Origin of the sequence: Microbacterium sp. Beta, assembly GCF_005502545.1 — a bacterium.
Lineage (GTDB): Bacteria > Actinomycetota > Actinomycetes > Actinomycetales > Microbacteriaceae > Microbacterium > Microbacterium oxydans.
On record NZ_SCOG01000012.1, the window covers coordinates 64,873 to 82,565 of the forward strand.

A 17,693-nucleotide genomic window follows, 5' to 3' on the forward strand; every position below is an offset into this window, starting at 1 on the left:
GCGGGTCGCAGGGGCTCGTCAGGTCGAGCGGCTACCCTCGTGCCATGCGCCGAATCGTGGTCCTTCCTCTCGTCCTCGCTGCCGGACTCGGTGCCGGGGCGCTCGCCGGCTGCTCGCAGGTCACGCAGATGGCGGGCGACGCCGTCGGGATCGACGTGCAGGCGACCTGCACCACGATCGACGATGCCTACGGGCAGTACCAGGCGCTGCTCGATCAGGGCGCGGTCTCGGCCGAGCAGGCCGACGCCGCACGCGACGACCTCGTCGCCTCGCTCGAGGGGATCGCGGCGAACGTCGACGGACAGCTGGGCGATCTGATCCGCTCCGGCGCCACGCAGATCGGCGGCATGACAGACCTGCAGGCTCCGGAGACGGTCGAAGCGATCGAACAGCTCAAGGACTCAGCCTCGGCGTTCTGCGGCTGAGCTCCGCCGTGTGAGACGATGCCGGAGATGAGCACTGCGGCTGATGAAGAGCTTCGCGCCCTCCGGGCCCGCGCCTATGGTCCGACGCCGGACATCGAGGACGATCCCGCCGCACTCCGACGGCTCCAGCAGTTGGAGGCACGGAGACAGCCGAGGCCCGTGGCCGAGGACGTCGTCCCGCCCGCACCGGCGATGGAGACCATCGACTCGGAGCCGATGCGCGCTGCGGAACCGGTGATCCGCACCAGACGGTCGAGGCGACAGCCCGAGGACGCGGAAGACGATGCGCTCGGCGTCTTCGACACCTCGGCCGACGACGCCGATGCGGCCCCGCCGACGGCGGAACCCGCCGAGCGTCTGGCGGCGTGGTTCTCGGTGCGCACGACGAGGATCCTGTGGGTGGTCGCGATCGTCGCGGCGGCAGCGATGTCGGCTGCCGTCACGTTCGCCCTGGTGAAGGTCACCCCCGTCGCCTCCTCCGCTGGCGCTCCGCAGATCGCCACGCTCGACGCGACCTCCGACGTGGTGATCCCGGCCGGATGGATGGGGGTGGGTCCGAGCTCCGCGGTGTTCGACTTCTACGGGTTGGTCATCGTGGAGAGCTCAGGCGGTTACTACAACGGTTCGGTCGGCTCGGACTGCCTCACGGTGGCCAGAGCGGATCAGGTGCCGGACAAGGACGACTTCGACTCGTCCAACGGCTGGACCTACGACGGGCCCATGTACACGGGGTGCGCCGTCGGCGCGTTCCCCGCGACCGTCGAGGTGCCGTTCGACACCAACATGCCCAAGGAGCTGACCGAGCGCTTCCCCGACGGGACGGCGCTGCAGTTCGTGTACGAGGCCGATCGCGTCGGGGTTTTCCTCGACAGCGAGTGACCGGCCCCCGCGAACTCACACCGCGGGCTCAGGAGACGGTCGTCGCAGCGCGCTGCTGCTCGGCGTACTGCGTGCCCCACCGCGTCAACTCGACGAGCAGGGGCGTCGCGCTCGTGCCCAGCTCGCTGAGGCGGTACTCGACCTTCGGCGGCACCTGCCGGTAGACGGTGCGGGTGATGAGGCCGTCTTCCTCCAGCTCGCGCAGCTGTCGGGTGAGCACGCGGGCTGTCGGGTTCTCCAACAGGCGGCCGAGTTCCCCGAACCGCAGCACCTCGTGCTCGCCCAGCAGCGTGAGGATGCTCGGTTTCCAGGCGCCGCCGAGCACAGCGATGGACACTTCCGCATCGCATGACTCCGACCACTCGCGCACGATCCGCTCGGTCTTCTCCCGCATCGCACGCTCCTCTGTCGTCCTTCTCGGTATCCGAAGTGTCAGTACGTGACAGAAATGACAGTACTTGCAGCTTCTGTCTGTACTTTACAGACTGAGCACGTGACTTCCACGCCCACTCAGTCCCCGTCGCGTTCGACCCTCCGCCTCTGGTTCGCGATGGTGCCCCTGCTCCTCGGAATACTCATCGGCGCCCTCGCCATCAGCAGCGTCTCCACGGCGCTCCCGGCCATCCGCGGCGAGCTGGCACTCAGCGACACCGAGGGGCTCTGGCTGGCCGACGTCTATGCACTCTCCCTCGCCGCCACCCTCATCCTCGCTGCGCGGATCGGCGACGCCTTCGGGCGCAAACGGATCGTGCTGATCGGTCTCGGCGGATTCGCCGTGCTCAACGCGGTGGGCGGATTCGCGCAGAGCGGTCTGCTGCTCATCGTGATCCGGGCGCTCCTCGGTGTGGCCGAGGCGTTCGTCGTCGCCGGGGTGGTCGCCACGATCGGGGCCAAGTATCACGCCAGGGAGCGGGTGCTCGCCTATGGGCTGTGGACCGCGACCTTCGGAGTGGGCAGCGCGCTCGGTCCCGTTCTCGGCGGACTCCTGGCGGAGGGTCCAGGGTGGCGCTGGCTGCTGCTGGGGAGCGTCCCGCTGGCGGCGCTCGCCGGAGTGCTGGCCGTGTGGCTGGTGCCCGACTCCCGCAGCTCGCGGACGCCGTCGTGGGATCTCCCGAGCATCGTCACGTCGATCGTGGCCCTCGGCGCACTCGCCTTCGCACTGCATGAGGCGCTCGCCGCCCCCGTGCCGGCGGTGATCGCTGCGGTGGTCGCTGTCGGCAGCCTCGTGTACTTCATCCTGCGCCAGCGCCGACTGCCCGAACCGCTCATCGACATGCGCCTGTTCGCGATCCCCGGCTTCAGCCCCGCGATCACCCGCATCCTCGTCGCCAGCGGGGTGTCCTCGGCGTCCGTCCTGCTCGTCAGCCTGCATCTGCAGGACACGAGGGGTTGGACCGCGGCGGAGGCCGGCCTCGCGATCCTGCCGCAGGCCGCCGCGATCGCCATCGGCGGGGTGATCGCCCCGATCGCGCTCCGCTGGCTGCGGACCGAGACCCTGACCGTGGGTGCGCTCCTGCTGCAGGCGGTCGGGATGCTGTGGCTGTTCACCGACCCCGAGGTCGTGGCTGCTCCGCTGGTGCTCGTCGGTCTGGGGTTCGGCATCGGCGCGACGCTCGCCGCGACGGCGCTGTTCGACGTCACCGTCGAAGACGACGCCGGACAGGTCGGAGCGATCCAGGAGGTCGGCTTCGCCCTCGGTGGAGGTCTCGGCATCGCGGTGCTCGGAACGATCGCCGTCGTAGCGACGGGCGGTTTCGGCACGGCTGCGCTCGCCGCCGCGATCGTCGTGGTGGCGTCCGCCGTCGTGCCGCTCCTGCGTCGCAGGGTTCCTCGCCCGTCGAACAGCTGAGGGGGGCGGGTCAGCCTCGATCCTGCTCCACCAGGGTCGAGCGCGCGAGTCGCCGTGCGACGACGAACGGCTCGCTGAACGTCTCCATGCCGACCGTAACGATCGCGCCCTCGTAGAGCAGCATCATCGCCTTCGACATCAGCTCGGGTTCGGTGACCCCGGCCTCGCGGCACAGCTCGAGGAAGAGGTCGAGCAGCCACACCTTCTGGCGCGACACCTCGGGGAAGACCGGGTGACCGTCGTGGCCGTCGCCGATCTCCGCCCGCGCGTTGATGGCGCTGCACCCTTTCGGGCTGTACTCGTCGGACCAGGTGATCGCCGCGTCGAATACGGCGAGCACCCGCTCGACCCCGGGTCCGGAGACGGATTCCAGGTGTCGTGCGACGTGGGCGCGCCACAGGGCGTCGCGGTGCTGCAGGTAGGAGACGACCAGGGCCTCCTTCGACCCGAAGCGGTCGTAGAGCGTCTTCTTCGTGACCCCGGCCGCCTCTGCGATCGTGTCGACGCCGACGGCGTGGATGCCGCGCTCGTAGAAGAGCCGGGACGCCGCGTCGAGCACGCGTGTGGCGCCCGGCGTGAGCGGGGCGAGTTCGGGTACCGGGACGGCCATGCCTCCACTATAGCCGGTGAGTAAACCGACCTGTATAGTCACACAGATGAGTAAACAGATCGGTCTACTTCACGGCATGGTGACGGTTCTGGCGGCCGCGGCGTTCGTGGTGACCTGGAGCTCCGGATTCCTCGTGCCCGCGATCGCCGTCGACGCCGTCTCTCCCCTGACACTGCTCGTCTGGCGATTCGTGCCGCTGGCCGTGGTCCTGCTCGTGGCCGTCGCCGCCACAGGGGCAGCGCGAGGCGTGAGCCGGGCGGATCTCGGGCGGCAGGCGCTCATCGGCCTGTTCGCGCAGTTCGGGTACTGCGTGTCGGTCTACGCGGCGATCGCCGCGGGGGTCGCGACCGGAACGACCGCGCTGATCGATGCGGTGCAGCCGCTCATCGTCGCGGTCCTCGTCGGGCCGCTGCTCGGGTTGCGTGTGCGCGGTGCGCAGTGGCTCGGACTCGTGGTCGGAGCCGGCGGTGTCCTGCTGGTGGTGCGGTCGCAGCTCGACGATTCAGAGGCGCATCCCGCCGCTTACGTCTGGCCCGCTCTCGCGATGGCGTGCCTGATCGTCGGCACCTTCCTGCAACGGCGCTCGGCTCCGCGCACCGGAACCCTCCTGACCCTGGCCATCCACGTGACGGTGACGACCGTGGCGCTCGTGCCGATCGCCGCGGTGTCCGGGGCTCTCGTTCCTCCGGCGTCGGTATCGTTCTGGCTGGCAGCAGGGTTCGCGGCCGCCTCTCCGACGCTCGCCGCGTACGGGCTGTACTGGTGGCTGCTCCGCCGGGTGGGCATCACAGCGCTCAACGCGCTGCTGTTCCTCGTCGCACCGACCACCGCGGCAGCGGGGGCGCTCCTCCTCGGCGAGCCGCTCACCGGCGTCACCCTCCTCGGATTCGGACTCTGCGCGGCGGGTGTCGCGGCCGTGCTGGTGAGCGAGACGCGAGGCGGGAGCGAGGTGAGCGAGCCGGAGCCCGATGCTACGCTGGCGGCGGCAGCTGCGAGGAGTGACGACCCTCGGCCTCTCGGGGCGAGCGGCTCCCGCGCGTCCGGCGTATCGACGAGAGGCCGATGAGCGATCGGCGAAGGTGTGGTGGCACCGCGATCTAGCCCCCGCCCGCACCTCCAGGGCTTTCGCCACCTGGAGGAATCATGTCGCCATCCGACCCCGCCCGCACGCTCGCCACGGAACTCTCCACCATGCCCGATGGCGCCCGGATCACGCTCCTGGGTCACGTTCATCGGCGCAGGGAACTCGCCACCGTGTCGTTCCTGATCCTGCGCGACCGCACGGGGCTCGCGCAGATCGTGTTCCGACCCGAACAGCTGCCGGTGGATGGTCTGCCCGGTGAGGAGACGGTCGTGCGCATCGAAGGCACGGCCACCGCGAACGCCCATGCCCCCGGCGGGATCGAGGTGACGGCGCCGGAGATCACCCTGCTCTCCGAACCTGCGCGCACGCCGGTCGTCGAGCTCTGGCGTCCCACGCTCGACGCGGCGCTGCCGACCGTGCTCGACCATGCCGCCGTCACCTGGCGCCACCCTGCGCAGCGGGCGAAGTGGGAGCTCGCCGCGGCGAGCCTGCGCGGATTCCGTCGCACGCTCGACGCCGAGGGATTCACCGAGATCCAGACGCCGAAGCTCGTCGACTCCGTGACGGAGTCGGGGGCGAACGTGTTCCCGGTCGACTACTTCGGCTCGACCGCGTACCTCGCGCAGAGCCCGCAGTTCTTCAAGCAGCAACTCGTCGGCGTCTTCGAGCGCGTCTACGAGACAGGCCCGGTGTTCCGTGCGGAGCCGCACGACACGGTGAGACATCTCGCCGAGTACGTGTCGCTCGACGCCGAGCTCGGCTTCATCCGCGACCACCGCGATGTGCTCGCGCTGCTGCACCGGGTCCTCCTCGGCATGATCGACGGCATCCGCACCGAGAGCGGCGACGCCGTCGAGCGCCTCGACATCGCGCTCCCCGCGATCCCCGACGAGATCCCGGTGATCCACTTCCAGGACGCGCTTCGACGGGTCGGCGCCCCGGAAGACGAGCCCGACCTCGCGCCGGCGCACGAGCGCGCGCTGGGGGAGTGGGCGCGGGAGCGGTACGGCAGCGACGTGCTCGCCGTCGAGGGGTACCCGATGCGCAAACGCCCGTTCTACACGCACCCCCAGACCGACGACCCGCGCTGGAGCAACAGCTTCGACCTGATCTTCCGTGGGCTCGAACTCGTCACCGGCGGACAGCGACTGCACCGGCACTCCGACTACGTCGCCGCCATCGAGGCGCGCGGTGAGTCGCCCGATGCCTACGCCTCCTACCTCTCCGCGTTCGCGCACGGCATGCCCCCGCACGGCGGCTTCGCGATCGGGCTGGAGCGCTGGGTGTCGCGGCTCATCGAGGCGTCGAACATCCGGGAGGTGACGCTGTTCCCGCGCGACCTGCACCGGCTCACGCCCTGAGCGGTCACCGGGGGCTCGCTCCGTGAACTCGTGGTCGCGGTGCGCGATAGCATCTGTTCCATGACGATCAACCGCTCTGCATGGTGGTGGCTGCGATAGCAGCCGGTTGACGTATGTTCATGGGCTGCACGGCAGTTCGTGAACAGCACCCGTGAACTCCGTGCGGCTCCCGATTCAGGGAGAGACAGATGGATTCGTTCACCGCGACCGCACACCGTTCGACGGAGGTCGCCGACGTCGTGGCCCGGCATCCGGAGAGGTTCCGTGTGCTCACGGGGGAGCGCCCGACCGGGGCACTGCACCTCGGGCACTACTTCGGCACGATCCGGGAGCGGGTGCGGCTGCAGGATGCCGGGGTCGAGACGAGATGACGCGGGTGATCGCCCGGAGGTTCAACGAACGCTACGGGGCGATCTTCCCGATCCCGGAAGCGTTGATCACCGCGACGCCCGAGGTCCCCGGCCTCGACGGTCGCAAGATGTCGAAGAGCTACGGGAACGCGATCGCCCTGTCGATGACCGCGGATGAGACGGTCGCCGTGATCCGACGCACGCGGACGGATCAGGATCGGCGGATCACGTTCGACCCGGAGCGTCGGCCCGGCGTCTCGGCGCTGCTGTCGACGGCCGCTCTGTGCCTGGGCGCCGTGCCCGAGGAGCTGGCCGCTGCCGTCGGAGACGGTGGCAGCGGCGAGCTGAAGGCGCTGACCGCGACGGTGGTGAACGACTTCCTGGCGCCTCTGCGGGCCCGACGGCGAGAACTCGCGGTGGACGGGGACCTCGTGCGCTCCGTTCTGCAGCGCGGCAACGAGCACGCCCGTGCGATCGCGGACGTCACCCTCGACGAGGTGCGTGCGGCGATGGGGACCGTGTACTGACGGGGCAGCAGGCGAGGGCTCGGCGACAAGCGACACAGGGTCGCTGCGTGCTCTGGAAGGATGTACCGATGTCGTCCCGGAAGGAACTCGCATGACCGATCTCACCGTTCGACCGTCGCTCGGGCCGGAGGAGTACCCAGCGCTCGTCGCGATCTGGCGGAGCGCCGTCGACGCCACGCACGACTTCCTCGCGGAAGCGGATCGGAACGCGATCGAGGCCAGACTCGCTTCGGACTACTTCCCCGCGGTCGCCCTCTCGGTGGCGGAGCGCGAAGGTCGACCGGTGGGATTCTTCGGCGTGCTCGACGGGAAACTCGAGATGCTGTTCGTCGATGCGGCCGCACGCGGCGGTGGGATCGGCACGGTACTCCTCGCCCACGCGATCGAGGAACGGGGCGTCACGGCGGTCGACGTCAACGAACAGAACGTCTCGGCCGCCGGGTTCTATGTCCACCGCGGGTTCGAGGTCGTCGGCCGCAGCGAGACGGACGAGGCGGGTCGACTGTATCCGCTGCTGCACCTGCGTCTCAGCGCCGACCGGTCTTCGCCCGACGCGTAGGGGCACTCCGCTCCGAACCCCTCAGCTGCGAACTCTGCCTCCGTTCGCCGCGACGTCCACGCCCGCCCTGGCGAGGTGTGCGCGCAGATCGTCGACTCCGGCGAAGTGATGGGTGTTGATGGAAAGGTGCTGCGCTCCGACGAGCTTCGACGCCGAATCGTCGGTGAAGAAGACCTCGGCCGCCTTCACGTCGAGCGCGTCGAGCACGTGACGGAACGCCCGGGTGTCGGGCTTCGCGTATCCGATCTCGGCGGAGTTGAAGACCGCGTCGAACCGGGAGGCGATGCCGTGGGCCGCGATCTCGGCCGGGATCGTGTCCGTGCCGTTGGTGAGTACGGCGGTGCGGACTCCTGTCTCCAGGACGTCGTCGATCAGCTCCAGGACGCCGTCGTCGATCGCCGCGGGCTGCGCGCTCCACTCTTCGGCAGCAGCCGTCCCGACCCGCGCGCCGATACGGCGCACCCACTCGGCTCTCGTGATGCGGCCGGTCGTGACCTCGTCGATCAGCGGGCGGGCGAAGGCGATGCGCTCGATGTCTCCGGGGGCGAGATCGTAGCGGCGCTCGATCATCGCCGTGTTCCTGGCGTCGAAGTGCCGGATCACGCCATCGAGGTCGAACAGGACGATACGGATCATCCGACCATCCTCGCTCAATCGCCGCGCTCGGCCGTCCACAGAGGAGACTGTGTCTGGAAACCGCCGGTCCAGGGGGAGGAGAACGATGGTGTCCGTGTTCCCGCGCTCCGTCTCGGTGGTCATCCCCGTGCGCGACGACGCCCGGCTGCTCGAGGTGTGCCTCGCCGCTCTCGCGCGGCAGACCCGGCACGCCGACGAGATCGTCATCGTCGACAACGGCAGCAGCGATGACACGGTCGACGTGGCCGAGAGGTTCGGCGCGCGGGTGGTGAGCGAGCCGATCCCGGGGATACCCCGAGCATCGGCGGCCGGTTATGACGCAGCCACGGGCGACATCATCGCGAGGCTCGACGCCGACTCCCGCCCCCACCCTGACTGGGTGGAGCGTATCGAGCGGACTTTCCGTGAGCGCCCGGACGTCGACTTCCTCACCGGCGACCCGCGCTTCTACGGATCGACGCGGCTCGTGCACTGGATGGGGGAGCACCTCTACATCGGCGGCATGTACGCGACCATGGCGCCCGTCCTCGGGCATGCGCCGCTCTACGGGTCGAACATGGCGATGCGCGCCGCGGTCTGGCGCACGCTGAGCGCCGAGGTGCACCGCGAGGAGACCAACATCCACGATGATTTCGATCTGTCGTTCCACGTGCGGCCGGAGATGACGGTGCTGCGGGACCGTGACCTCGTCGTCGAGGTGTCGGCCCGACCGTTCCAGGATTGGGCGTCGCTCCGGCGGCGGTTGAGCTACGTCGTGCCCACCGTGCGCCTGCATCTGTCGCCGGAGTCATTGCGCCTTCGACGGCAGGCGCGTCGCGAGGTCGACCGATCGGGTGGATCGTCCGTCGGCCGGTGAAGCGGGCGGTGACGCGTGCGGCGAGTCAGTCGCGCGCGCGGGAGTACAGATCGATCAGGTCGGCGGTGAGCTGATGCGGTGTCGTCTCGCTCGGGCTGTGCCCCGTCGCATACGCGCGGAACTCCGCGTCGATGTCGTGCGCGTACCGTTCATGCGCGGCCAGGGGCCACAGGTCGTGCGAGCCCGCGACGACGAGCTTGGGCACGGGCAGCGCCCGCACGCGGTCGCGCAGGTCGGGCGCGACCATCATGAGTCCCACGATCTCGTCGACACTGCGACGGCTCGTCAGGGCGAACCGTGAGCGCACGAACTCGAGTCGCCGCGGCGGGACGCGGTTCTTGTTCGTCACGATCCCCCAGATCATGAGTCCAGCGCCGCGCCGAGGACTCGCGATGGGCGCCAGCGGCCCCAGCCACTTCATGCTCGCGAACACGTTGCCGGAACCGGGGGGAGTGGTGAGCAGGGTGAGGGATCGGACGAGGTCAGGACGGCGGACGGCGACGACCTGGGCGATCGTGCCGGCGAAGGAGTACCCCAACAGGTGCGCTCGAGTCCCTGCCTCGAGGAAGGCGATCAGATCGCCCGTGAACAGCTCATAGGTGTACCTCGCATTCGCACCGGCGGCGTGCGACTCGTACTGCCCCGCCAGGTCGAACGACTGCACGAAGTACCCCGCCTCTGCCAGCAGGGGGAGCATCAGGGCGAAGTCCTCCTTCGATCCCGTCGCTCCCGGCACCAGCACCACGCGCGGATTCGCGGGGTCGCCGAGGGAGATCACCGACAGTTCTCCGCTCGGCGCAGAGAACCAGGACCGCCGCGAGCCAGCGGGCGGCACCGTCCAATCGACGTCGCCGATGACCGCGTCGAGGTCTGCCGGGGCACCGAGCGCCCGCCCACTCCTCGAATCCGTCGACACGCTCACAAGGTACTCCCCGGCGTGTTCGAGGGGGAGGTGCGCTCGCCGCAGCGTCGCATACGCCTTTAGTTGCACTTTGGCAACTAAAGGCGTATGGTTGACCTCGATCAACTTTCTGCGCAGGAGCGTTACCCCGTGACACAGACCCCCATCCCCGCTTCCGAGACACGCTCGGCTCGCGAGGTCTTCACCGCGATCTCCGGCCTCGTCGTCGGCATGTTCGTCGCCGTGCTCTCCGGCACGGTCGTGTCGACCTCGATGCCCGTCATCATCGCCGACCTCGGCGGCACCCAGTCCCAGTACACCTGGGTCATCACCGCGAGCCTTCTCGCCACCGCCGTCTCGACCCCGATCTGGGGCAAGCTGGCCGACCTTGTGGACCGCAAGGTGCTCGTCCAGATCTCCCTCATCCTCTTCACGGTCGGCACCGTGATCGCCGGATTCTCGACCGACACGAACATGCTCATCGCCGTTCGCGTCATCCAGGGCATCGGCGTGGGCGGCCTCATGTCGCTCGTGATGATCGCCGTCGCGCTCATCATCTCCCCGCGCGAGCGCGGCAAGTACATGGGCGTCGTCGGCGGCATCATGGCCCTCGGCACGATCGGCGGCCCGCTGCTCGGCGGACTCCTCACCGACGTGTGGGGCTGGCGCTCCAACTTCTTCGTCGGCGTGCCGTTCGCGATCCTCGCCCTCGTGCTGCTGCAGTTCACGCTGCACCTGCCGAAGCCGCAGCGTGACACCAAGGTGTCGATCGACTACTTCGGCATCGTGCTGCTCGCCGTCGGCGTCTCGACCCTGCTCATCTGGGTCTCCATGGGCGGCAACCAGTTCGACTGGGACTCCTCGACGAGCATCATGCTCATCGTCACCGCGGCGGTCGCGATCGCGGCGTTCATCACGGTCGAGTTCTTCGTCAAGGAACCGATCGTGCCGATGTCGCTGTTCCGCAACCGCACCTTCACCCTGTCGGTCATCGCCTCGATCGCGATCGGCGTCTCGATGTTCGCCACCTCGGTGTTCCTCGCGCAGTACTTCCAGCTCGCCCGCGGTGCCACGCCCACCGAGTCCGGCCTCATGACCATCCCGATGATCATCGGCCAGATGGGCGCGTCGATCATCATCGGACAGCTCGTCAGCCGTTTCGGCAAGTGGAAGGGCTGGATGCTCACGGGCTCGGTCCTCGCCACCATCGGCGTCAGCCTGATGGCCACCCTGCGCTACGACACGCCGTTCCCGCTCGTCGCCGTCTACATGTTCGTGCTCGGTGCCGGACTCGGCATGGTCATGCAGAACCTCACGCTGATCGTGCAGAACGACACTGCGCCGCAGCAGCTGGGCGCTGCGTCGTCGAACGTGAACTTCTTCCGCACGATCGCCGGCACGATCGGCGTCACCGTGATGGGGTCGCTGCTGTCCACGAGCGTCGCGAACTACATCACCGATGCGCTCGACGGTTTCGTGCCGACGACACCTGCCGAGATCGAGGCGCTCAAGCACCTCGCCTCCGGAGACGTGCCGAAGGTAGGCCAGCTGCCCGACACCATCCGCGCGATGGTCGAGGGTGCCTACGGGCACGGCATCGCGGATGCGTTCATCATCGCGATTCCGCTCGCCGTGATCGCCATCATCGCGATCGCGTTCATCAAGAACAAGCCGCTGTCGACGAAGAACGCCGCGGAGCAGATGCTCGAGCAGGCCGAGGAATCGGTGATCGAGGTCTCCGAGGCCGAGGTCGGCGCGTCACTCGCCACCGGATCCATCCGGATCGACGGCGCGGAGTCGGCGTCCCCCACCACCGGGTCGGTACGCGTGCTCGAGCGCGAAGATCGGGACCAGGAGCGCTGAGATGCTCGCCCCCGGAGCGGTGGAGTCGGCGGACGTCGACAGTGCGCTCGGTGACCTCCAGGCGCATCTGAACCTCATCTTCGCGAGGACCCGGTCGCTGTGGAGGGAGTCCGCGGCCCGGGTCCACCCGGAGTTGCAGGTGGCCGGCTACAAGCTGCTCACCTTCATCGACCGGGCGGGAACCGCGAATGCGCACGAGATCGCGGAGCGGTTCGAGATGGACAAGTCGGTCATCAGCCGGCAGGTGCGGATGCTGGAGGAGCTCGGGCTGCTCGAGTCCCGCCCTGATGAGCGGGATGGGCGCCTCCGGGTGCTGAGCGCGACCCCCGTGGCATGCACCGCGCTGGCCGAGGTCCGCCGCGAGTACGGCACCCGCCTTCAGGCCGTGATCGACGAGTTGACTCCCGAGGAGATCCGGGCGGCGTCCAAGGCCTTCCGGTTGCTCGCCGAAGTCTGAGGCGACGTCCGAGCCGAGGCCCCGCTGTCGCGATCGGCAGCGGGGCTTCGCCGTACACTGGCGAGCATGAGCGCCTCTCCCGACGCCCCTGCCGATCGCCCTGCATCCGCCTCGACGACGGATCGGCTCGGCGACGAAGATCTCGATCAGGCCGTCACCAGGGTCGAGCAGGAGTTGGGCCGTCTGTTCGCGCGGATCCGCATCGGCTGGCGCGAGGCGGCGGCGACCGTCCACCCCGATCTGCAGCCCCTCGGCTACCAGGTCCTCACCTCCATCGCGACGGGCAAGGCGACCTCGGCTGGTGCGATCATCGAGCGCCTGCAGACCGACAAGTCCGCGGTGAGTCGTCAGGTGCGCCAGCTCGAACAGCTGGGACTCGTCAAGAGCGTGCCGGACCCGGATGACCGCAGGGCTCGCGTCCTCGTCGCGACCGATCTCGCCCAGGAGCGCGTGGCCCTCGCCCGCTCGCAGTATGAAGGACGCATCGGAGAGCGGCTGCGCAACTGGACCGCGGCCGACCTCGACCACTTCGCCGACCTGCTCGCCGGGCTCGGGGGCGGAGAGGCGTCGGCGGCGAGGTGAGACGGCCGGCGAGGTGAGATGCCGCAGGGAATACAGCGCTCCGCCCGTGCCTTGTCTCCCACTGTGACTCTCTACGAACCCGCCGTCTTCGGCGCCCTGCAGCTGTCCAACCGCGTCGTGATGGCGCCCCTCACGCGCACCCGCGCAGACGACGAGGGTGTGCCGACCGAGACCATGGCGCAGTACTACCGCCAGCGTGCGGGGCAGGGCCTGATCATCTCCGAAGGCACCTGGCCGGCTGCGGAGGGCAAGTCGTACCCTGGTCAGCCCGGCATCGTCACCCCGGCGCAGATCGACGGATGGAAGCAGATCGCCGACGCCGTGCACGACGAGGGCGGAACCATCGTCATGCAGCTCATGCACGGGGGACGCGTGGGGCACCCCGCGATCTCGGGCGAGGCGCGCGTCGTGGCCCCGAGCGCGCTCGCCGCCCCCGGACAGACGCGCACGCCGCAGGGCAGGGCCGATCTCCCGGTCGCGCATGCGCTCACCCTCGCGGAGATCCCCGTCGTCGTCGAGCAGTTCGCCCAGGCGGCGCGCAACGCGATCGCCGCGGGCTTCGACGGCGTCGAGGTGCACGGCGCGAACGGGTACCTGGTGCACGAGTTCCTGTCTCCGGTGTCGAACACGCGTGACGACGGCTACGGCGGATCACCCGCGAACCGGGCACGCTTCGCGATCGAGGTCACGGAGACCGTCGCTGCGGCGATCGGAGCCGATCGCACCGGCATCCGCCTTTCGCCGCAGCACAACATCCAGGGTGTGCTGGAAGAGGACGCCGCCGACGTGCACGCGACCTACACCGCGGTCGCCGAAGGGCTCGCACCTCTCGGTCTCGCGTTCGTCGACGTACTCCACGTAGACCCCGCCGGCGAGCTCGTGCAGCACATCCGCCGCACGGCCGGTGCGCCGCTGATCGTCAACACCGGCTTCGGGATCGACACGACCAGGGATGCCGCCGAGAGCCTCGTGGACGACGGGTGGGCGGATGCCGTCGCCGCCGGCCGTCCCGTGATCGCCAACCCCGACCTGGTGGAGCGCTGGACCCAGGGGGCCGAGCTCAACCCTCCGCGCCCCGAGCTGTTCTACGGTCGCACGGCCGAGGGGTACACCGACTACCCGTCGCTGGAGTCGGTGCGCGCCGGAGTCTGAGGCGCCGCGCTCGCCTCAGAGCACGATGTCCTTCGCCGTGTCGAGGGGCAGCCATCCCGTCTCACGGGCGCCCGGTCGCGCGAGCACGTCGGCCTCGGTCAGTGCGCCGAGGTCGACGCCGGTGAGGGCGGCGATGTCGATGATCGGCACCTGGAACGTGCGGAAGCCGCCGAGCGGCGGGACGGCTTTCTGCTCCTCGCGGGTGTCGACCAGGTCGGACTGATCGAGGACGAAGCCGGCTGCGGCGAACCCATCCGGTCCTCGCCAGGCCGCCACCTTCCAGAACCGGAGCGGCACTCGGATACCGCGGTAGGGAGGGTCGCTGTCCTCGAGCACCGGCGCGGTGAACACCGACACCCGCTGGTCGGTGCTCTCCGCATAGGCGAGCACGTGATCCTCCAGGCCGAGCCAGAGCTCCTTGGACTGGTTGAACCCGGCCGCCTGTGGAGCCGCGTTCGGGTAGAAGAAGGTCGCTTCGCTGGCCGCGCGGGCGGTGGCAGGCGGTCCCCAGCCCGGATCGCGTCGGCGCACGAGGTGTCCGCGGTCGAGATCGTTGCGGGCGTACACCTCGGGCCCGGTCTGCTCGTCGGGCCGCAGGCGTTCGTCCAGCCGCCAGTCGCCGGTGCGGGGGAGGCTCTGCAACGTGGCGCCGTCGATGTTCACGGCCGTGACCGCTGCCAGGCGCCGCTCAGGGTCGAGCAGCACCGTGAACCGGGGGTAAGGGAGTGTGCGCACGTCGTGCCCAGGGTGCGGGAGGGGGAGGGGCGTCCCGAGGAACTCCGCGTCGTAGCCGTCGCTCATGGTCCCATCGTGCACCGGGCCTCCGACGTGCACCCGTACGATCTCGAAAACAACGAGTCGAGTTTTGACATAGGTCAAACGATCCCCTACGGTCGAAGCATGGCTCAGGCACCGGATCGTGAAGAAGTCTCGGAGGCGATCGTGGGCTCGACCGCTGCGGAGATCTCCGAGAGCGTGCGCGACCTCGTCGAGCGCGGGGCCTATGCTCCGGGCGATCAGCTGCCGCCCGTGCGTTCCCTCGCGGCCCGCCTCGGCGTGAACCGGAACACGGTGCTGGCCGCCTATCGATCGCTGGTCACCGCGCGCATCGCCGCCACGGGCGGTCGCACCGGGACCACCGTGCTCGGGCCGGCGGAGAATCATGACGAGGGGTTCACCCCGGGCTCGGTGCTGCGCGACATCGGCAGCGGCAACCCCGATGCCGCGCGTCTTCCCGACCTCGCGGCCGCGTTCGCCACGGTCACTCCGGGACACGTGCTCTACGGCGAATCGGTGATAGACCCCGACCTGGCCGAATGGGCGACCGACTGGCTCGCCGCCGATCACCCGCGTCCGTTCCGGCTGTCGATCACCGCAGGAGCGGTGGACGCCGTCGAGCGTCTCCTCGCGCAGACGCTCGTGCAGGGCGACCGGGTCGGCCTCGAGGATCCGTGCTTCCTCTCCAGCATCCATACGGCGCGGCTCGCCGGATATGTGCCGGTCGCCATCCCGGTCGATCGCGAGGGCATGACCGTCGCGGGCCTGAGGGCTGCACTCGAGAGCGGTGCACGCGCGATCGTCTGCACCCCTCGCGCGCACAACCCCACGGGCGTCGGCACCAGCGCGGCCAGGGCTCTCGCGCTGCGCGAAGTCCTCGCCGACCATCCTCATGTCCTGGTCATCGAAGACGACCACTTCTCGCTGCTCGACCCCACGCCTTACGCCAGCATCATCGCGCCGACGCAGCAGCGGTGGGCGCTGGTGCGTTCGGTGTCGAAGTTCCTGGGGCCGGACATGCGCCTGGCGGTCACGGCATCCGATCCGGTGACCGCGCGACGTCTCGCGTTGCGGCTCAGCCCCGGAACGATGTGGGTGAGTCATGTGATGCAGCGGCTTGCGGCTGCGATGCTGCGCGATGACGAGGTGCAGCGGTCGATCGTCGCAGCGGGCGAGCACTATGCCGGACGGAACGAGGCCTTCGTGTCGAAGCTCGATGCGCGCGGAGTCCAGGCGCAGGCGGACAGTGGCCTCAACGTGTGGGTCGATGTCCGCGACGATGCGACCAAGGTCGGTCGACGTCTCGCGTCGCGCGGGTGGCTCGTGCGGCCCGGCTCCGAGTTCGCCCTGGACACCGAGAGCGCGCAGGGCTCCACGCATCTCCGTCTGACCGTGCACGCCCTCGATGATGCCGAGACTCAGCGACTCGTGGACGATCTCGTGGCTGTGGCCGGCGGGTCGCACTCGTCCGGAGCGGACGCATGATGGCCGGCCGGCCTCGGGGCGCCGAATCGCGCATCGGCCGCTCTTCGCGCCTGGAAGGTGTGCTGTACGACCTGCGTGGCCCGGTCGCCGACCGGGCGGCCGAGCTGGAGAAGCGCGGGGAGTCCATCCTCCGTCTCAACATCGGCAACCCGGCACCGTTCGGGTTCGATGCTCCTCCGGCCATCGTCGAGGCGCTCCGCTCAGCCCTGCCCCATGCGCACGGCTACTCCGAGTCCGCGGGGCTTCCGGAGACGCGCGAGGCGATCAGCGCGCACTATGCCCTCCGCCCGGGCTTCCCCGCGCTTGCTATCGATGACATCACCGTCGGCAACGGTGTCTCGGAACTCGTTGGCCTCACGCTGCAGGCGTTGCTCGAGCCCGGCGACGAGGTGCTGATCCCGAGTCCCGACTACCCGCTGTGGACGGCATCGACGGTGCTGGCCGGTGGGCGGGCGGTGCACTACCCGTGCATCGAAGCCGAGGGGTGGGCGCCGGACCTCGCGGCGATGGAGGCATCGATCGGTCCTCGGACTGCGGCCATCGTCGTGATCAACCCGAACAACCCGACCGGCGCGGTGTACGGGCGACAGGTTCTCGAGCAGATCGCCGAGCTCGCGCGGCGGCATGGCCTGCTGCTGCTCTCCGACGAGATCTACGACCGCGTCGTCTACCCGGGGTTCGAGCACGTCTCGACCGCACAGGTCGCTCCTGACGTGCCCTGCGTCACCTTCGCGGGACTCTCGAAGACGCACCGGGTCGCGGGCTATCGCGCCGCGTGGATGACCGCGACCGGATTCCACTCCGACGATCCCTTCCTCTCCGGGGTGCGTCTGCTCGCCTCGATGCGCATGTGCGCCTCCGTTCCGGCGCAGCACGCGATCACCGCGGCGCTGACCCATGATGCCTCGCTCGACGAGCTGGTCGCGCAGGACGGACGGCTCACGCGGCAGCGGGATGCCGCACTCGACGCACTCGGCGGGATTGCCGGGTTGGACGTGCAGGTGGCGGGCGGGGGACTGTACCTGTTCCCTCGCCTCGACCCGGAGGTGCACGGCATCGTCGACGACGAGCGGCTGGTGCTGGACTTCCTCGACGCCGAGCGGATCCTCCTCGTGCATGGGCGGGCCTTCAATCTGCAGACTCCCGATCACCTCCGCATCGCCTTCCTCCCGGAGGCCGATGTGCTCACCGATGCACTCCGACGTCTCGGTGCCTTCCTGGACGGGTACTCACCGCCTCAGCGCTGAGCTCGTCCGACCCGGTGGAGTGACCGAGTGGCCAGGTCGCGGTCCGCAAGACCGTGCACGCAGGTTCGATTCCTGCCTCCACCTCTCAACGGC

The 17,693-nt window shown here is 69.4% G+C and carries 20 protein-coding genes and 1 tRNA gene; 16 read left to right on the plus strand and 5 right to left on the minus strand.

Annotated features, from left to right (window positions below; genetic code table 11):
• Positions 1-44 precede the first annotated feature (44 nt).
• Together FFS56_RS12825 and FFS56_RS12830 are read left to right on the plus strand one after the other, a co-directional pair.
• Positions 45-425: a hypothetical protein gene (locus tag FFS56_RS12825; protein ID WP_046747641.1), complete on the plus strand. Its 381-nt coding sequence runs from the start codon at positions 45-47 to the stop codon at positions 423-425.
• A 27-nt stretch (positions 426-452) separates the two neighbouring features.
• Positions 453-1,304, plus strand: a complete 852-nt coding sequence (locus FFS56_RS12830; RefSeq protein ID WP_127012666.1) for a hypothetical protein — start codon at positions 453-455, stop codon at positions 1,302-1,304.
• 28 nt (positions 1,305-1,332) lie between these two features.
• Here the strand turns inward: FFS56_RS12830 and FFS56_RS12835 are convergent, their stop codons facing one another.
• On the minus strand, positions 1,333-1,698 hold the full coding sequence (locus FFS56_RS12835; protein WP_046747643.1) for a helix-turn-helix domain-containing protein: 366 nt from the start codon (positions 1,696-1,698) through the stop codon (positions 1,333-1,335).
• Between the two features lie 99 nt (positions 1,699-1,797).
• On the opposite strand from FFS56_RS12835, the gene FFS56_RS12840 reads away from it, so the two are divergent.
• Positions 1,798-3,153 (plus strand): MFS transporter, encoded by a 1,356-nt coding sequence (locus FFS56_RS12840; RefSeq protein WP_164734117.1) that lies wholly within the window; start codon positions 1,798-1,800, stop codon positions 3,151-3,153.
• A 10-nt stretch (positions 3,154-3,163) separates the two neighbouring features.
• Here FFS56_RS12840 and FFS56_RS12845 read toward each other — a convergent pair whose 3' ends face one another.
• Positions 3,164-3,763, minus strand: a complete 600-nt coding sequence (locus FFS56_RS12845) for a TetR/AcrR family transcriptional regulator (RefSeq protein ID WP_127012664.1) — start codon at positions 3,761-3,763, stop codon at positions 3,164-3,166.
• Positions 3,764-3,809: 46 nt separating this feature from the next.
• Between FFS56_RS12845 and FFS56_RS12850 the strand changes: the two genes are divergently transcribed.
• From FFS56_RS12850 to FFS56_RS12865, 5 genes are all read left to right on the plus strand, one after another.
• Complete coding sequence (locus FFS56_RS12850) at positions 3,810-4,829, plus strand: DMT family transporter (protein ID WP_233437331.1); 1,020 nt, start codon at positions 3,810-3,812, stop codon at positions 4,827-4,829.
• A gap of 77 nt (positions 4,830-4,906) precedes the next feature.
• Entirely contained in the window at positions 4,907-6,208 is a 1,302-nt protein-coding gene (gene aspS / locus FFS56_RS12855; protein WP_127012663.1) for an aspartate--tRNA(Asn) ligase, read from the plus strand.
• 188 nt (positions 6,209-6,396) lie between these two features.
• On the plus strand, positions 6,397-6,579 hold the full coding sequence (locus FFS56_RS20980) for a hypothetical protein (RefSeq protein ID WP_338068257.1): 183 nt from the start codon (positions 6,397-6,399) through the stop codon (positions 6,577-6,579).
• A complete protein-coding gene (locus FFS56_RS12860; RefSeq protein WP_338068256.1) occupies positions 6,576-7,085 on the plus strand; it encodes a hypothetical protein in 510 nt (169 codons plus the stop codon). The genes FFS56_RS20980 and FFS56_RS12860 overlap by 4 nt, the downstream gene beginning before the upstream one ends.
• 91 nt (positions 7,086-7,176) lie before the next feature.
• Positions 7,177-7,644: an acetyltransferase gene (locus FFS56_RS12865; protein ID WP_127012662.1), complete on the plus strand. Its 468-nt coding sequence runs from the start codon at positions 7,177-7,179 to the stop codon at positions 7,642-7,644.
• 21 nt (positions 7,645-7,665) lie between these two features.
• Here the strand turns inward: FFS56_RS12865 and FFS56_RS12870 are convergent, their stop codons facing one another.
• The gene (locus FFS56_RS12870) at positions 7,666-8,280 is read right to left on the minus strand and encodes an HAD-IA family hydrolase (RefSeq protein ID WP_127012661.1); all 615 of its coding nucleotides are present in this window, start codon (positions 8,278-8,280) and stop codon (positions 7,666-7,668) included.
• A gap of 85 nt (positions 8,281-8,365) precedes the next feature.
• On the opposite strand from FFS56_RS12870, the gene FFS56_RS12875 reads away from it, so the two are divergent.
• Positions 8,366-9,136: a glycosyltransferase family 2 protein gene (locus FFS56_RS12875; protein ID WP_046747649.1), complete on the plus strand. Its 771-nt coding sequence runs from the start codon at positions 8,366-8,368 to the stop codon at positions 9,134-9,136.
• A gap of 25 nt (positions 9,137-9,161) precedes the next feature.
• Here the strand turns inward: FFS56_RS12875 and FFS56_RS12880 are convergent, their stop codons facing one another.
• Positions 9,162-10,052 carry an alpha/beta fold hydrolase gene (locus FFS56_RS12880; RefSeq protein WP_233437330.1) on the minus strand — a complete coding sequence of 297 codons (891 nt, stop codon included), beginning with the start codon at positions 10,050-10,052 and terminating at the stop codon, positions 9,162-9,164.
• A gap of 135 nt (positions 10,053-10,187) precedes the next feature.
• On the opposite strand from FFS56_RS12880, the gene FFS56_RS12885 reads away from it, so the two are divergent.
• From FFS56_RS12885 to FFS56_RS12900, 4 genes are all read left to right on the plus strand, one after another.
• Positions 10,188-11,900, plus strand: a complete 1,713-nt coding sequence (locus tag FFS56_RS12885) for an MDR family MFS transporter (RefSeq protein WP_082108600.1) — start codon at positions 10,188-10,190, stop codon at positions 11,898-11,900.
• 1 nt (position 11,901) lies between these two features.
• Positions 11,902-12,357: a MarR family transcriptional regulator gene (locus tag FFS56_RS12890; RefSeq protein ID WP_046747651.1), complete on the plus strand. Its 456-nt coding sequence runs from the start codon at positions 11,902-11,904 to the stop codon at positions 12,355-12,357.
• Positions 12,358-12,423: 66 nt separating this feature from the next.
• Positions 12,424-12,939, plus strand: a complete 516-nt coding sequence (locus FFS56_RS12895) for a MarR family transcriptional regulator (RefSeq protein ID WP_127012659.1) — start codon at positions 12,424-12,426, stop codon at positions 12,937-12,939.
• Positions 12,940-13,002: 63 nt separating this feature from the next.
• A complete protein-coding gene (locus tag FFS56_RS12900; RefSeq protein WP_233437329.1) occupies positions 13,003-14,091 on the plus strand; it encodes an alkene reductase in 1,089 nt (362 codons plus the stop codon).
• Between the two features lie 15 nt (positions 14,092-14,106).
• On the opposite strand, the gene FFS56_RS12905 is transcribed toward FFS56_RS12900, so the two are convergent.
• Entirely contained in the window at positions 14,107-14,892 is a 786-nt protein-coding gene (locus FFS56_RS12905) for a DNA/RNA non-specific endonuclease (protein ID WP_127012657.1), read from the minus strand.
• Positions 14,893-14,991: 99 nt separating this feature from the next.
• Here FFS56_RS12905 and FFS56_RS12910 point away from each other — a divergent pair, with 99 nt between their 5' ends.
• From FFS56_RS12910 to FFS56_RS12920, 3 genes are all read left to right on the plus strand, one after another.
• Positions 14,992-16,353, plus strand: coding sequence for an aminotransferase class I/II-fold pyridoxal phosphate-dependent enzyme (locus FFS56_RS12910; protein WP_127012656.1), 1,362 nt, complete (start codon positions 14,992-14,994; stop codon positions 16,351-16,353).
• Positions 16,350-17,600: an aminotransferase class I/II-fold pyridoxal phosphate-dependent enzyme gene (locus FFS56_RS12915; RefSeq protein WP_233437328.1), complete on the plus strand. Its 1,251-nt coding sequence runs from the start codon at positions 16,350-16,352 to the stop codon at positions 17,598-17,600. The genes FFS56_RS12910 and FFS56_RS12915 overlap by 4 nt, the downstream gene beginning before the upstream one ends.
• 13 nt (positions 17,601-17,613) lie before the next feature.
• Positions 17,614-17,684: transfer RNA gene (locus tag FFS56_RS12920), tRNA-Cys, on the plus strand.
• Positions 17,685-17,693 lie beyond the last annotated feature (9 nt).

Excerpts from the sequence above, each read along its gene's own strand:
- FFS56_RS12890 (WP_046747651.1), top strand. The coding sequence starts at position 11,902 with ATGCTCGCCCCCGGAGCGGTGGAGTCGGCGGACGTCGACAGTGCGCTC.
- FFS56_RS20980 (WP_338068257.1), top strand. The coding sequence starts at position 6,397 with ATGGATTCGTTCACCGCGACCGCACACCGTTCGACGGAGGTCGCCGAC.
- FFS56_RS12860 (WP_338068256.1), top strand. The coding sequence starts at position 6,576 with ATGACGCGGGTGATCGCCCGGAGGTTCAACGAACGCTACGGGGCGATC.
- FFS56_RS12845 (WP_127012664.1), bottom strand. The coding sequence starts at position 3,763 with ATGGCCGTCCCGGTACCCGAACTCGCCCCGCTCACGCCGGGCGCCACA.
- aspS (WP_127012663.1), top strand. The coding sequence starts at position 4,907 with ATGTCGCCATCCGACCCCGCCCGCACGCTCGCCACGGAACTCTCCACC.
- FFS56_RS12910 (WP_127012656.1), top strand. The coding sequence starts at position 14,992 with ATGGCTCAGGCACCGGATCGTGAAGAAGTCTCGGAGGCGATCGTGGGC.
- FFS56_RS12915 (WP_233437328.1), top strand. The coding sequence starts at position 16,350 with ATGATGGCCGGCCGGCCTCGGGGCGCCGAATCGCGCATCGGCCGCTCT.
- FFS56_RS12865 (WP_127012662.1), top strand. The coding sequence starts at position 7,177 with ATGACCGATCTCACCGTTCGACCGTCGCTCGGGCCGGAGGAGTACCCA.
- FFS56_RS12895 (WP_127012659.1), top strand. The coding sequence starts at position 12,424 with ATGAGCGCCTCTCCCGACGCCCCTGCCGATCGCCCTGCATCCGCCTCG.
- FFS56_RS12825 (WP_046747641.1), top strand. The coding sequence starts at position 45 with ATGCGCCGAATCGTGGTCCTTCCTCTCGTCCTCGCTGCCGGACTCGGT.
- FFS56_RS12870 (WP_127012661.1), bottom strand. The coding sequence starts at position 8,280 with ATGATCCGTATCGTCCTGTTCGACCTCGATGGCGTGATCCGGCACTTC.
- FFS56_RS12830 (WP_127012666.1), top strand. The coding sequence starts at position 453 with ATGAGCACTGCGGCTGATGAAGAGCTTCGCGCCCTCCGGGCCCGCGCC.
- FFS56_RS12875 (WP_046747649.1), top strand. The coding sequence starts at position 8,366 with ATGGTGTCCGTGTTCCCGCGCTCCGTCTCGGTGGTCATCCCCGTGCGC.
- FFS56_RS12905 (WP_127012657.1), bottom strand. The coding sequence starts at position 14,892 with ATGAGCGACGGCTACGACGCGGAGTTCCTCGGGACGCCCCTCCCCCTC.
- FFS56_RS12835 (WP_046747643.1), bottom strand. The coding sequence starts at position 1,698 with ATGCGGGAGAAGACCGAGCGGATCGTGCGCGAGTGGTCGGAGTCATGC.
- FFS56_RS12850 (WP_233437331.1), top strand. The coding sequence starts at position 3,810 with ATGAGTAAACAGATCGGTCTACTTCACGGCATGGTGACGGTTCTGGCG.